Here is a 13,906-nt window from a genome sequence, read left to right as displayed (position 1 = left end):
GTGGCCGCCCGGTTGCCACCGCGTCGAAGCGCGGCTGGCGGATGTCGGACAGTGACGGCGGTGTCGCGCTGCGCTGCGGTGAAGATGTCCGGGTGATGTCTTGGATGCCTCCTCCCCGGTCGGGAGGGGCGGGGGAGCCGCCGGCGCCCGTGCCGGCGGTGGCGGCCCGGGCGTTGGACCCGCTGCCGGCCCGCATCGCGGTGCCGCCGCCGCAGCGCCCGCACCGGCGCGTCCCGCCGGAGGCCCGGCCGCTGCTCTGGCTGGTCCTGCTGGTCGGTAATCCGTGGGCCGCCCGGCTGATCATCGAGTGGCGCTACCGACTGCCCCGGGGCGACGGACCGGCGGGGCTGGTGGGGGCGCTGGGCGAGGCGACCCTGGCGGGGCTGGGCTGGCCGAGATGGGACGTGCGGCCGCTGCGGGCCGACCATGTCGCCTGGTGGCTGGCGGAGAACGCCCGCACCGTGCTGTTCGTCGTGATCGCGGTGGCGTTGCTGCGTCGGCTGGCCACCCCGGCGTCCGCGCCGCGGCGTACGCACCGGGTGCTCGCGGTGATCGGCGCGAGCGTGACGGCGGCGGTGCTCGCGGCGGTGTGCGGCGTGACGATCCACGTCCTCACCGACAGCGGCATGCTGCGCGGCGTGGACCTGACCTCGGCGGTGCTCGGCGCGATCTCCGGGGCGCTGTACTGCGGGTTCGTCGTGGGTGTCCTGCTGGCCTGGGCGGTGGTGCGCGGGCCGGGGCCGCGCCGTGGGGGATTCCCGGCGACCCGGCACGGAGGTGGCTGACATGGTGGTACGGCAGCACAGCGGCCCGCGCGACGAGGCGCCGTCGGCACGCTCGCACCCGGACGCCGGCAGCGAGGCCACCCGCTACCTGTGCGCGGCCGCGCACACCGACGACACGTTCACCGAACGGGTGCTGGCCGAGGTGTTCGACGACGACCTGCGCGCGGTCGCCCCGTCGGTGGGCTTCGACCTGGGCACGGTGCTGCGGCACTGCCTGGCCGCCCGCCGGCGGCGTCGTCTGCGTGACGTGGGGCTGCTGGTCGCCGGTGGCCTGGCGGTGCTGCTCGCCCCGCTGGCGACGGTGCTGGTCGGGGTCACGATGGCGGTGGGCAGCTCACTGGCCCCGCTGCGGCCCGGCCGCAACGGCCCGGTGGGCCCGTTCGTGTCGATGATCGCCATCGCGACGGTCTCGCTCGTGCTGGTCCTGCAGCTCGGCGCGGCCACGCCGGGCGACGACCCGGCGGGGCTGCCCGGTTGGGTCGTCGGCCGGCCGTGGCTGGCGTTGCCGGTCGGCCTGGTCGCCTACCTGGTGCTCGTGGGGCACCTGCTGGGCACCCGGCGGCTGCTGGTGACCCGGTTGCGCCGGGCCCGGTTCCGGCCGGAGCCGCCCGGCGTGGCGTCGCTGCCGGCGCGTGACGCCGAGCGGCTGGCCGCCGTCGACCGCGCCCAGGGCGGCAACGTGACGGTCTACGGCGGCTACACCCCGTTCGTCGGGCACGGCACGCCGGTGGCGGGGTGGTCGTTCGCCCTGCCGATCCTGGCGGACGCCCACGGCCCGGCCGGGTCCGCCCCCGCGCCGTTCACCGTCGTGGAGCTCATCGACCACGTGCGGGCCCGGCTGGCGGCGATCCGGCTGGACCAGGCCGGCGATCCCACCCCGGAGCGGCTCGCGGGGCTGCTGCTCGAGGACCGGGTGTTCGTCTGCGGCGACCGGCTCACCGGCGACGCGCGGTTGCTGCCGCACCGGGAGCGGATGCCGCGCCAGCGGTGGTCCGACGACGAGGTACGCGAGGTCGCCGGCCGCCCGCAGGGCGCGGCGCGGCACTACCTGTGCGCCCTGGTGCCGTCCTGGGGCGGGGAGGTCGTCGCCTCCACGTTCCTGCACTTCTCCACCGACGGACAGGTGCTCTACCTGGAGTGCGCCCGCACGGTGCTGGAGCCGCCGCGGCAGGGGTACCACGACGTGGACCGGCTGACCGAGTGGCTGCCGGTGGGTCAGCTCGCGCAGGTGCTGGCCACCGGCACCGAGCGGTTGCTGCCCACCGCGCTCGGCGCGCCGGTGCGGCTGCTGCGGGACCTGGTGCGCGGCGCCGCGCGCGGGCGGCGCCAGGCGCGGCTGCGGCAACTGGCCCGCGAGGACCTGGGCTACGACTACGGTGCCCGGGTCGGCGTGCGGGAGGTCGCCTCCGGCGCCGAGTACCACAACTACTTCCAGGTGCTCGACGCCGCCAAGCACCTGAAGGTCGTCGAGCGGCACGTGCTGGCCGCCATCATGGACTTCCTGGACGCCCGTGGGGTGGACACGGCCGAGTTCCGCAACCGGCAGACGACGATCCTCAACCAGGGCGTCATCCAGACCGGCGGCCTGAGCGTGGTCGGCAACCAGGCGGTGGGCCAGGGCGCCCGGGCCGAGCAGCAGGCCGAGGGGGCGCCGCCGCGCAGCCGTCGGCCGCGTGACGACTGAATCGAAGGGGAGGACAGGCATGCCCGAGGCGACCAACTACGGCATCCAGCAGTCCGGCGGGGTGAGTCAGGTGGGCAACCAGGCGGTGGGTCCGGGCGCGTACGCCAGCGGCGGCAGCCTGTGGGCCGCCGCGCCCGCCGGTGTCGACGCCACGGCGTTGGTCCGGCAACTGCTCGAGGTGCTCGACCGGCACCGGGGCGAGCTGTCGGAGCCGGCCCGGGTGACGGCCGCGCAGTTGCGCGCGGAGCTGGCCCGTCCGGACGCCGAACCGGGCCGGGTCACCGGGTTGTTGCAGCGGCTGGCGGTGGTGGCGGCTCCGGTGACGCCGGTCGCGACGGCGGTCGGCGAGCTGCTGCGGCTGGCGCAGGCGCTCTGACGGCGCGCGGGCACCGGCGGCCCGGCGGGTCAGCCGGGCGAGCGGTGCCGGCGGTGCGCGCGGCTGGTGTCGCTCGGGCGGCCGGGGTCGACGTGGCGGGGGCGCTCCGGTTCGTCGGGGCGCAGCGGCACGAGGGCGTCGGTGATGGCGTCGATGATCCGGTCGGTGGCCTGCCGGGCGGCGCCGGGCCCGCCGTGGGCGAGGTCGGCCAGGTCCACGGGCTCGCCGAAGTGCACGCGCAGCACCGGGCGGCGCCGCACGGCGCGGGCGATCCCGCGTAGCAGCCCCTTCGGGGCGCGGTAGGGCAGCACCTCGTGGGAGCCCCACTGGGCGACCGGGATCACCGGCGCGCCGCAGGTGAGGGCGAGGCGGGCGGTGCCGGTCTTGCCGCGTTCGGGCCAGACGCCGGGGTCCAGGCCGATGCGGCCCTCCGGGTAGACCAGGATCACCGAGCCGCCGGAGACCGCCGCGGCGGCGTCGTCGAGGGCGCGGCCGACGGCGGCGGTGCCCCGGTCGACACGCAGGTGCCCGGCGCGGCGCATCGCGGCGCCGAGGACGGGGGTGCGGAACAGTCCGCCGGTGGCCATGATCCGGGGGGCGACGCCCCGGGCGCGGCAGGCGGCGGCGAGCACGACGGGGTCGAACGGGCTGATGTGGTTGGCGGCCAGGATCAGCGGCCCCCGACGCAGCGCCTCGGGTACGTCGCCGCTGACCTCCAGGCGGGCCAGAAGCGCGACGACGACGCGGGCGAGCAGTTGCGCGGCACGCCAGATCAGCGGTGGCTGCCAGGTCGGGCGGGTGGTGTCCATCAGCGCGCAATGGTCGCACGCGCGGGCCGGCCGGCGGGGCGCGGGGCGCGCGCCGCCGGGCCGTCCGGCGGAGGTGATCAGGGTCATTGGTCCCGGGTCGCTTCGGGCCCCCCGCCCCTGCCGCATTCTCTACGACGCGCAGTAGTATTTACTACGTCTCGTAGTATGCGCAGCCTGGGGGTTACTGGTGGACGCGTTGGACGTCGCCCGCTGGCAGTTCGGTGTCACCACCGTCTACCACTTTCTCTTCGTACCGCTGACCATCGGCCTGTCCGTGCTGGTGGCGATCCTCCAGACGATGTGGCACCGCACCGGCGACGAGAAGTACCTGAAGCTCACCAAGTTCTACGGCAAGCTCTTCCTGATCAACTTCGCGATGGGCGTGGTGACCGGCATCGTGCAGGAGTTCCAGTTCGGCATGAACTGGAGCGACTACTCCCGCTTCGTCGGCGACATCTTCGGCGCCCCCCTGGCGATCGAGGCGCTGGTCGCGTTCTTCCTGGAGTCCACCTTCATCGGCCTGTGGATCTTCGGCTGGGACCGGCTGCCCAAGCGGCTGCACCTGGCCAGCATCTGGGCCGCCGCGATCGGCAGCAACCTCAGCGCGTACTTCATCCTCGCGGCGAACTCGTTCATGCAGAACCCGGTCGGCTACCGGATCAACCCCGACACCGGCCGCGCCGAACTCACCGACTTCGTGGCCGTGCTGACCAACAAGGTCGCCATGATCACCTTCCCGCACACCATCGCCGGCGCGTTCCTCGTGGCCGGCTCGCTGCTGGTCGCCGTCGCCATGTGGCACCTGGTACGCAACCGCGACTGCGCCGACACCCCGGCCTACCGCTTCGCCGCGAAGTTCGGCTCCTGGGTCACCCTGGTCTCCGCCGCCGCCGTGGCCATCACCGGCGACATCCAGGGCAAGATCATGACCCAGGTGCAGCCGATGAAGATGGCCGCCGCCGAGGGCCTCTACACCACCGAGAGCCCCGCCTCGTTCTCCGTACTCACCGTCGGCAGCCTCGACGGCAGCCGCGAACTGTTCGCCCTCAAGATCCCGCACCTGCTGTCCTGGCTGGGCACCGGCGACCCGAACGGCACCGTGCAGGGCATCAACGACCTGCAGGCCCAGTACGCCGCCCAGTACGGCGCCGGCAGCTACACCCCGATCATCCCGGTCACCTACTGGAGCTTCCGCTTCATGATCGGCTTCGGGATGGCCGCCGCCGCCATCGCCCTGCTGGTGCTCTGGAGCCAGCGCAAGGGCCGCACCCCCACCAGCAAGTGGCTGCTGCGCGCCGGCCTGGTCATGCCCCTGCTGCCGCTGGCCGCGAACTCCTTCGGCTGGATCTTCACCGAGATGGGCCGCCAGCCGTGGATCGTCTTCGGCGAGATGCTCACCCGCGACGGCGTCTCCCGCAGCGTCTCGCTGACCGAGGTGCTCACCTCCTTCACCGCCTTCACCCTCATCTACGCCACCCTCGCCGTCGTCGAGGTCAAGCTGCTGCTGCGCTACGCCAAGGCCGGCGTGCCCGACCTGACCCCGAACCCCGACATCGACGACACCCACGACGACGCCGAGCGCCCGCTCGCGTTCGCCTACTGATCACCGGAGACACACCGTGGAACTCACCACCATCTGGTTCCTGCTCGTCGCGGTCCTGTTCACCGGGTACTTCATCCTCGAGGGATTCGACTTCGGCGTCGGCATGCTGCTGCCCGTACTCGGCCGCGACGACCGCGAACGCCGCGTCCTGATCAACACCATCGGCCCCGTCTGGGACGGCAACGAGGTCTGGCTCATCACCGCCGGCGGCGCCATGTTCGCCGCGTTCCCCGAGTGGTACGCCACCCTCTTCTCCGGCTTCTACCTGCCGCTGCTGCTGATCCTGCTCGCCCTGATCATCCGCGGCGTCGCCTTCGAGTACCGCCACAAGCGCCCCGAGGCGTCCTGGAAACGCCGCTGGGACACCGCCATCTTCGTCGGCTCGGTGGTGCCGGCGGTGCTGTGGGGCGTGGCTTTCGCCAACATCCTGCGCGGCGTACCGCTCGACGCCGAGCACGAGTACGTCGGCGGCCTGCTCGACCTGCTCAACCCGTACGCCCTGCTCGGCGGCGCGACCACCGCGGCACTGTTCCTCACCCACGGCGCCGTGTTCATCGCCCTCAAGACCGTCGGCGAGGTCCGCGAGCGCGCCGCCGCCCTCGCGGTGCGCGTGGGCGTGGCCGCCGCCGCCCTCGCGGTGGCGTTCCTGACCTGGACGCTGAGCATCCGCTCCAGCACCGCCGCCGTCGTGTTCGCCGTCGGCGCGGCCCTGGCGCTGCTCGGCGGCCTCGCCGCCGCCCGCGCCCGCCGGGAGGGCTGGGCGTTCACCGGCACCGCCGTGGCGATCGCGCTGGCCGTGGCGACGCTGTTCGCGGCGCTGTTTCCGAACGTGCTGCCCTCCACCGGTGACGCCGCCGGCACCCTGACCGCCACCAACGCCGCCTCCACCCCCTACACCCTGAAGATCATGACCTGGGTGGCGGTGGTGTTCACCCCGATCGTGCTGGCCTACCAGGGCTGGACGTACTGGGTGTTCCGCAAGCGCATCGGGGTGGCCCACATCCCGCGGCACTGACCCACCCCCGCCGGGTGGCCGCGGGCCCCGCCGCCGCCACCGGCACCCACCACGGGGCCGACGCGACACACCTGCCGCGCCGGCCCCGTGGCCGTGTCAGTGCGCCTCGCGCAGCTCCGCCAGACGCGCCTCGATCTCCGCCAGCTCCGCGCGCAGCTTCTCCGCCTGCTGCTCCGCCTCGGCCCGCTCGGCGGCCATGATCTGCTCCACCGCCTCCTGCACCCCGGGCACGTCCACCAGCGCCACCATCCGCAGCGCCTCCGCCGGCTTCACCACGTACGGCTTCGCCAGGGACTTGCTGCCCTGCTGCGCGGCGACCGTCCACTCGCCGTCGGCGTACGCCAGCGTCACCGTCAGCCCCGCCGGGCCCTTCGGCTTCACCGCCTTCACCGGCCGCCGCGCCGGCGCCGGCTTCGCCTCCACCGCCTCCACCTTCGGCTCCTCCCGCCGCTGCTGCGGCACCCGGTCCAGCACGAACTCCGGCTCCGCCGGCACAGCCGGCACCTGCTCCTGCGGCTCCGGCTGCGGCTCCGCCGCCTTGCGCCCGGCACCGCGCGGCGCCACCGCCACGTCGGCGGGGGAGAAGGGCAACTCGTCGCGACCGAAGCGGACCACCACGAACTCGTCCGACACGGCCGGATCGGTCAGCCCCACCACCTGACCCACCTGCCCGGCGATCTGACCCGCCGAGGCGGTGAACACCACCTTCGGCTTGCGGCCCGCCGCCAGCGCCTCCCGGATGCTCTGCACCTCGTCAGTGGACAAACCCTGGCCAGCGGCACCCATCAGCAACCTCTTCCGTCGTACACCTGTTCAGATGCCTGCCTTGATACCAGCCCACGCCGACAAGCGGAAGATCAACCCCCCAGCGCCCGCAACGCCGCGTCCGCGTGGTCGTTCATGTTCAGCTCGCTGTGGACGACCTCCACCACCCGCCGGTCTGTGTCGATCACGAACGTCATCCGCCGCGTACTCAGCGCGCCCAACGGCAGCCGCCGCCGCACCCCGAACAGATCCGCCACGACTCCGTCCACGTCCGACAGCAACGGATAGTCGAACCCGTGCCGCCGGGAGAACTCCGCCTGCTTCGCCACCGGATCCCGGCTGATCCCCACCCGGGTCGCGCCCACCGCCGCGAACTCCGCCGCCAGGTCCCGGAAGTGGCAGCTCTCCGCCGTGCACCCCCGCGTCATCGCCGCCGGATAGAAGAACAACACCACCGGGCCGCCGGCCAGGAACTCCGACAGCCGCCGCGGCGTACCCGTCTCGTCAGGCAGCTCGAAGTCCCGCACCACGTCGCCGACACCCACACCCGCCACCGCGCACCTCCACGTCACCGTCCACCGACGCGCCCGAGCCTATGCGCCGGCCCACGAACCCGCCCCGGTAGCGTCTGCTACGCAGCCACGACAGGGGGAGAGGCACATGCGACCGGTCACCGTGATCACCGGCGGCAGCCGCGGCATCGGCGCCGCCACCGCCCGCCGCCTCGCCCACGCCGGCCACCACGTCGCCTTCAGCTACCGCCGCGACCACGCCGCCGCCACCGCCGTGCTCGCCGACATCGACGCCGCCGGCGTACGCGGCCTCGCCGTACCCGCCGACACCCGCGACCCCGACCAGGTCACCGCCCTGTTCGACGCCGCCGCCGACCTCGGCCCGATCACCGGCCTGGTCAACAACGCCGGCGTCACCAGCCCCATCGGCGCGTTCGTCGACCTCGACCCGGCCGACCTGCGCCACGTCGTCGACGTCAACCTCATCGGCTACGTCCTCTGCGCCCAGCAGGCCGCCCGCCGGATGGGCGCCGGCGCCGCCATCGTGAACGTCTCCTCCGTCGCCGCCACCCTCGGCAGCCCCGGCGAGTACGTCCACTACGCCGCCGTCAAGGCCGCCACCGACACCCTCACCACCGGCCTCGCCAAGGAACTCGCCCCGCGCGGCATCCGCGTCAACGCCGTCGCCCCCGGCATCATCCGCACCGACATCCACGCCCTCTCCGGCCAGCCCGACCGACCCGACCGGGCCGCCGCCCGCATCCCACTGGGCCGCCCCGGCGAACCCGACGAGGTCGCCGGCGCCATCGCCTGGCTGCTCGGCCCCGACGCCAGCTACACCACCGGCACCGTCCTGCGCGTCGCCGGCGGCCTCTGACCCCCGTCCGCCGCGCCCCCGAACCGTCGCCGTCCGTGCGACGATGCGCGCTGTGACCGGTGTCTTCGGCGACGTCGCCGACCTCTACGACGACGCACGCCCCGACTACCCGAGCGCCCTCGCCGACCTCATCCGCGACTACCACGGCGGCACCCCCGCCGCGGTCACCGAGATCGGCGCCGGCACCGGCAAGGGCACCGCCGTGCTGCGACGCCTCGGCGCGCCCGTCACCTGCGTCGAACCCGACCCCCGCATGACCGCCCGACTCACCGCCACCTTCCCGGAGATCCACACCGTCACCGCCACCTTCGAGCGGTGGCAGCCACCCACCGGCGGCGTACCCCTGCTCGCCTGCGCGCTGGCCTGGCACTGGCTCGACCCGGCCACCCGCAACCCACGCGCCCACGACGCGCTCACCCCCCGGCGGCACCCTCGCCGTGTTCGGCCACGAGTACGGCTACGCCGACCCCGAACACGCCCGCGCCGTCGACACCACGCTGCGCGGCGTCGACCCCACCGCCACCCGCCGCCGCACCGACTGGTTCCACCAGGACATCACCGACAGCGGCCTGTTCACCGACGTACGCGCCCACACCCTGCACCGCGACCTCACCCTGACCACCGACGGCTACCTGCGCCTGCTGCGGACCTTCGGCCCGTACCGGCAGCGCACCGCCGCGCAGCAGAACCGGGCCGACACCGCGATGCGCACCCTCGTTGACGGCTTCGGCGGCAGCGTCGTGCTGCGCCTGCGCACCACCCTCGTCCTCGCCCGCCGCCCCCACCGAGCCTGATGCCGCCGACCGTCCCACCCGGCACCCCGACGGCGCTCCTCTACCGTCCGCAGACCAGCGGCGGACCCGCACCCGGGCCGCCCGGGGCGTACGGCGTGCCGTCGCGGCGCCGCGACGGCACGCCGCCGGTCCTGCTGGGCAACCCCGGCGCCACGTGGCACGATCGCGCAGGTGACCAGCAGAGACGCCGCCGAACAGCACCTACGCGACCTCGCCCGGCTGCGCCGCGTCCGCGACCGCATCGACCGGGAGTACGCGCAGCCACTGGACGTCGAGGCACTCGCCCGGGGCGCGAACATGTCGGCCGGACACCTCAGCCGCCAGTTCCGGCAGGCGTACGGCGAGTCCCCGTACGCCTATCTCATGACCCGGCGCATCGAGCGCGCCATGGCGCTGCTGCGCCGTGGCGACCTCAGCGTCACCGAAGTCTGTTTCGCGGTCGGCTGCTCCTCGCTGGGCACCTTCAGCACCCGCTTCACCGAACTGGTCGGTGTGCCCCCGAGCACCTACCGCGCCCGGACGGCCCACGCGACGGCGGAGATGCCAGCGTGCATCGCGAAACAGGTGACCAGACCGATCAGGAATCGAGAAGCACGCCGCACGCAGCCGCAACTAGCCTGACCGCCATGGACATCACCATCCACTACGCCTTCCTCCCGCACACCGACGCGGACGCCGCCCTGAGCTTCTACCGCGACACCCTCGGCTTCGAGGTCCGCAACGACGTCGGGTACGACGGCATGCGCTGGCTCACCGTCGGCCCCGCCAACCAGCCCGGCACCTCCATCGTCCTGCACCCGCCGGCCGCCGAACCCGGCATCACCGACGACGAGCGCCGCACCATCCTCGAACTGATCGCCAAGGGCAGCTACGGCGCCATCACCCTGGCCACCGACGACCTCGACGGCCTCTTCGACCGGCTACAGGCCAGCGGCGCCGACGTCGTCCAGGAACCGACCGCGCAGCCGTACGGCGTGCGCGACTGCGCCTTCCGCGACCCCACGGGCAACCTCATCCGCATCAACGAGCTGCGCTGAGCCCACCGGCGCACGCAGACACCCGCCAGGCAACACCTCGACGCAGACCGCGACGCCGGCCCCCGCGCCACAGACGATGGAGACACGATGAGCACCGCCACGAGGACGGAAACCCAGGCACCCGCGCACGTCGCCGACAGCCACGACCTGATCCGCGTGCAGGGCGCCCGCGTCAACAACCTCAAGGACGTCAGCGTCGAGATCCCCAAGCGCCGCCTCACGGTCTTCACCGGCGTCTCCGGCTCCGGCAAGAGCTCACTGGTGTTCGGCACCATCGCCGCCGAGTCACAGCGGATGATCAACGAAACCTACAGCGCCTTCCTGCAGGGCTTCATGCCGTCGCTCACCCGACCGGAGGTCGACCTGCTGGAAGGGCTGACCACCGCGATCATCGTCGACCAGGAACGGATGGGCGCCAACCCCCGCTCCACCGTCGGCACCGCCACCGACGCCAACGCCATGCTGCGCATCCTGTTCAGCCGCCTCGGCCAACCCCACATCGGCTCGCCCAACGCGTACTCCTTCAACATCCCCACCGTCCGGGCCAGCGGCGCGATCACCGTCGAGCGCGGCAACAAGACCAAGGCCGAGAAGGCGACGTTCCACCGCCTCGGCGGCATGTGCCCCCGCTGCGAGGGCATGGGCACCGTCAACGACATCGACCTGACCGCGCTCTACGACGCCAGCAAGTCACTCAACGAGGGCGCCCTCACCATCCCCGGCTACAGCATGGACGGCTGGTACGGGCGCATCTTCCGCGGCTGCGGCTACTTCGACCCCGACAAGCCGATCAGCAAGTTCACCAAGAAGGAACTGCACGACCTGCTCCACCGCGAACCCACCAAGATCAAAGTTGACGGCATCAACCTGACCTACGTCGGAATCATCCCGCAGATCCAGAAGTCCTTCCTCGCCAAGGACGTCGACGCCCTCCAACCCCACATCCGGGCCTTCGTCGAGCGGGCCGTGACCTTCCAGACCTGCCCGGACTGCGACGGAACCCGACTCAGCCCGGAAGCCCGCTCATCGAAGATCAACGGCAAGAGCATCGCCGACGTCTGCGCCATGCAGATCAGCGACCTCGCCGAATGGGTCCGCGAACTCGACGAACCCTCCGTGGCCCCCCTGCTCAAGGGGCTGCAACACCTCCTCGACTCCTTCACCCAGATCGGCCTGGGCTACCTCTCACTCGACCGGCCCTCGGGCACCCTGTCCGGGGGAGAGGCACAACGCACCAAGATGATCCGCCACCTCGGCTCATCACTCACCGACGTCACCTACGTCTTCGACGAGCCCACCATCGGCCTGCACCCCCACGACATCGAACGGATGAACACCCTGCTGCTGCAACTGCGCAACAAGGGCAACACCGTCCTCGTCGTCGAACACAAGCCCGAGACCATCACCATCGCCGACCACGTCGTCGACCTCGGCCCCGGCGCCGGCACCCACGGCGGCACGGTCTGCTTCGAAGGCACCGTGGAAGAACTGCGGGGCAGCGACACCGTCACCGGCCGCCACCTCGACGACCGGACCACCGTCAAGAAGACCGTACGCACGCCCACCGCCGCACTCGAGATCCGCGGCGCGACCGAACACAACCTGCGCGACGTCGACGTCGACATCCCCCTCGGCGTACTCTGCGTCATCACCGGCGTCGCCGGCTCCGGCAAGAGCTCACTGATCCACGGCTCCGTCGCCGACCGCGACGGCGTCGTCGTCATCGACCAGGGCGCCATCCGCGGCTCACGACGGAGCAACCCCGCGACGTACACCGGCCTGCTCGACCCGATCCGCAAGGCGTTCGCGAAGGCCAACGGCGTCAAGCCCGCACTGTTCAGCGCCAACTCCGAAGGCGCCTGCCCCACCTGCAACGGCGCCGGCGTCATCTACACCGACCTCGGCGTCATGGCGACCGTCGAGACCACCTGCGAGGAATGCGGCGGCAAACGGTTCCAGGCGGCCGTCCTGGAATACACGCTGGGCGGCCGCAACATCGCCGAGGTGCTCGCCATGCCCGTCGCCGAAGCCGAGGAGTTCTTCGGCGCCGACGACGCGCGCATCCCCGCCGCCCACACCATCCTGAACCGCCTCGCCGACGTCGGACTGGGCTACCTCAGCCTCGGCCAGCCGCTCACCACGCTCTCCGGCGGCGAACGGCAACGCCTCAAGCTCGCCACCCACATGGCCGAGAAGGGCGGCGTCTACGTCCTCGACGAGCCGACCACCGGCCTGCACCTCGCCGACGTCGAACAACTACTCGCCCTGCTCGACCGGCTCGTCGACTCCGGCAAGTCGGTCGTCGTCATCGAGCACCACCAGGCGGTCATGGCACACGCCGACTGGATCATCGACCTCGGCCCCGGCGCCGGCCACGACGGCGGCCGGATCGTCTTCGAGGGCACACCCGCCGACCTCGTCGCCAAGCGGTCCACCCTCACCGGCGAACACCTCGCGGCCTACGTCGGCGCCTGACCGAGGCCGTTCGCGGACAGGCGATGAACCGTACCGCGCTACGCCGGGCCTGGCCCACCAACCGCAACGCTCCTCGCCCTCGTGGCGGCGGGGGAGCAGCGCCCGGTGGGCCAGCATCCGGCCGCTCGGCATGCGTACGCTCACGTCCATGCCGACCGCGATGATCGAGATGGACGACGGTGCACAGCTGCGCACCTGGACCACCGGCTCGCCGGAGCACGCCGACATCCCCTTGGTCGTCCTGCACGGTGGTCCAGGACTGCCCGACTGTCTCGGCCCGGTGGCCGCCCTGGTCGAAGACCTGTGTCCGGTCCACCGCTACGACCAGCGAGGCACAGGCGGATCGGCCTGGGAGGGGGAGCACACGATCGCCCGCCACGTCCAGGACCTGGCGCTGTTGCTCGACGCGTGGGGACACCACCGGGTCGTCCTGGCGGGGCACTCGTTCGGGACCAACATGGCCGGCTACTTCACGCTGGCGCATCCCGAGCGCGTGGCGGGATCGATACAGATCGCCGGGCCCTTCCTGGACCCCTGGCGGGACGCCTACCGGGCGGCGCAGCGAGCACGACGCACCGACGAACAGCAGCACAGGCTCGACGAACTCGACGCGATCGCATCGCGCACCGACGCCGAAGAGATCGAGTATCTCACCCTGTCGTGGTTCACCGACCACGCCGACCGGGTTCGGGCGTGGGACTGGGCGCTGGCGTCGGCCCGCGCGCTGCGACCCGTCAACTACGCGATGAACAGCCAGCTCAATGCCGCGAAGAGGGCGGACCCGCTCGAATCGCACGTGGACGAGCTGCGCGAGCGCCTTCCCGCCGGCACCGTGATCATCGGTGGGGCAGACGACAGCCGTCCCGCCGAGGCCCTGCGACGACTCGGAGCCCGCCTCGGGTGCGAGGTCGTCCTCATCCCGAACGCGGGCCACCATCCCTGGCTGGAAGCGCCGGACCAGTTCAGCGCGGCGTTCCGCGCCGCGGTGACGAGAGCGTGCCCGACGAAGCACCGGGACGACGGCGAAGGCGCGGCGCCATAGGCCTCCACAGGCAGGCCGACCGTGGGCATGGATTCGATAATTCACATTATGTCAAGTAGACCGGGTCGGGCACTCCCTCGACCCGCTCGGACGGCAGGTCGACGGAGGCGCCACAAGTGCGCCCCCATCGGC

The 13,906-nt window shown here is 72.5% G+C and carries 14 protein-coding genes and 1 pseudogene; 12 read left to right on the top strand and 3 right to left on the bottom strand.

Annotated elements, in window-relative coordinates; genetic code table 11:
• Nucleotides 1-104 precede the first annotated feature (104 nt).
• The 3 genes from ACFHW0_RS19975 to ACFHW0_RS19965 are packed head-to-tail and all read left to right on the top strand — an operon-like array spanning nt 105 to nt 2,845.
• A complete protein-coding gene (locus ACFHW0_RS19975) occupies nt 105-785 on the top strand; it encodes a hypothetical protein (protein ID WP_416609699.1) in 681 nt (226 codons plus the stop codon).
• 1 nt (nt 786) lies between these two features.
• Complete coding sequence (locus ACFHW0_RS19970; RefSeq protein ID WP_416609697.1) at nt 787-2,469, top strand: hypothetical protein; 1,683 nt, start codon at nt 787-789, stop codon at nt 2,467-2,469.
• Between the two features lie 19 nt (nt 2,470-2,488).
• A complete protein-coding gene (locus ACFHW0_RS19965; RefSeq protein ID WP_416609695.1) occupies nt 2,489-2,845 on the top strand; it encodes a hypothetical protein in 357 nt (118 codons plus the stop codon).
• 29 nt (nt 2,846-2,874) lie between these two features.
• Here ACFHW0_RS19965 and ACFHW0_RS19960 read toward each other — a convergent pair whose 3' ends face one another.
• Nucleotides 2,875-3,654, bottom strand: a complete 780-nt coding sequence (locus ACFHW0_RS19960) for a lysophospholipid acyltransferase family protein (protein WP_416609693.1) — start codon at nt 3,652-3,654, stop codon at nt 2,875-2,877.
• 187 nt (nt 3,655-3,841) lie between these two features.
• Between ACFHW0_RS19960 and ACFHW0_RS19955 the strand changes: the two genes are divergently transcribed.
• Both ACFHW0_RS19955 and cydB read left to right on the top strand, forming a co-directional pair.
• Nucleotides 3,842-5,257 (top strand): cytochrome ubiquinol oxidase subunit I, encoded by a 1,416-nt coding sequence (locus tag ACFHW0_RS19955; RefSeq protein ID WP_416609691.1) that lies wholly within the window; start codon nt 3,842-3,844, stop codon nt 5,255-5,257.
• A 16-nt stretch (nt 5,258-5,273) separates the two neighbouring features.
• Nucleotides 5,274-6,272: a cytochrome d ubiquinol oxidase subunit II gene (gene cydB / locus ACFHW0_RS19950; protein WP_416609689.1), complete on the top strand. Its 999-nt coding sequence runs from the start codon at nt 5,274-5,276 to the stop codon at nt 6,270-6,272.
• A gap of 96 nt (nt 6,273-6,368) precedes the next feature.
• On the opposite strand, the gene ACFHW0_RS19945 is transcribed toward cydB, so the two are convergent.
• Together ACFHW0_RS19945 and ACFHW0_RS19940 are read right to left on the bottom strand one after the other, a co-directional pair.
• On the bottom strand, nt 6,369-7,058 hold the full coding sequence (locus ACFHW0_RS19945; RefSeq protein ID WP_416609687.1) for a hypothetical protein: 690 nt from the start codon (nt 7,056-7,058) through the stop codon (nt 6,369-6,371).
• Nucleotides 7,059-7,129: 71 nt separating this feature from the next.
• Entirely contained in the window at nt 7,130-7,591 is a 462-nt protein-coding gene (locus ACFHW0_RS19940; RefSeq protein WP_416609685.1) for a peroxiredoxin, read from the bottom strand.
• A 106-nt stretch (nt 7,592-7,697) separates the two neighbouring features.
• Here ACFHW0_RS19940 and ACFHW0_RS19935 point away from each other — a divergent pair, with 106 nt between their 5' ends.
• From ACFHW0_RS19935 to ACFHW0_RS19905, 7 genes and pseudogenes are all read left to right on the top strand, one after another.
• Nucleotides 7,698-8,426 carry an SDR family NAD(P)-dependent oxidoreductase gene (locus ACFHW0_RS19935; RefSeq protein ID WP_416609683.1) on the top strand — a complete coding sequence of 243 codons (729 nt, stop codon included), beginning with the start codon at nt 7,698-7,700 and terminating at the stop codon, nt 8,424-8,426.
• A 43-nt stretch (nt 8,427-8,469) separates the two neighbouring features.
• Nucleotides 8,470-8,796, top strand: a pseudogene (locus ACFHW0_RS19930) (class I SAM-dependent methyltransferase); the annotation flags it as partial.
• A 67-nt stretch (nt 8,797-8,863) separates the two neighbouring features.
• Nucleotides 8,864-9,220: a hypothetical protein gene (locus ACFHW0_RS19925; protein WP_416609851.1), complete on the top strand. Its 357-nt coding sequence runs from the start codon at nt 8,864-8,866 to the stop codon at nt 9,218-9,220.
• 171 nt (nt 9,221-9,391) lie between these two features.
• Nucleotides 9,392-9,841, top strand: a complete 450-nt coding sequence (locus ACFHW0_RS19920; protein ID WP_416609681.1) for a helix-turn-helix transcriptional regulator — start codon at nt 9,392-9,394, stop codon at nt 9,839-9,841.
• A gap of 5 nt (nt 9,842-9,846) precedes the next feature.
• Nucleotides 9,847-10,257 (top strand): VOC family protein, encoded by a 411-nt coding sequence (locus tag ACFHW0_RS19915; protein WP_416609679.1) that lies wholly within the window; start codon nt 9,847-9,849, stop codon nt 10,255-10,257.
• Nucleotides 10,258-10,344: 87 nt separating this feature from the next.
• A complete protein-coding gene (locus ACFHW0_RS19910) occupies nt 10,345-12,732 on the top strand; it encodes an ATP-binding cassette domain-containing protein (protein WP_416609677.1) in 2,388 nt (795 codons plus the stop codon).
• Nucleotides 12,733-12,880: 148 nt separating this feature from the next.
• Complete coding sequence (locus ACFHW0_RS19905) at nt 12,881-13,774, top strand: alpha/beta fold hydrolase (protein WP_416609675.1); 894 nt, start codon at nt 12,881-12,883, stop codon at nt 13,772-13,774.
• The last annotated feature ends 132 nt before the right edge of the window (nt 13,775-13,906 follow it).

The organism is Micromonospora sp. LOL_025, assembly GCF_048060285.1.
GTDB lineage: Bacteria > Actinomycetota > Actinomycetes > Mycobacteriales > Micromonosporaceae > Micromonospora.
This window is presented reverse-complemented; position numbering and strand designations above follow the sequence as displayed.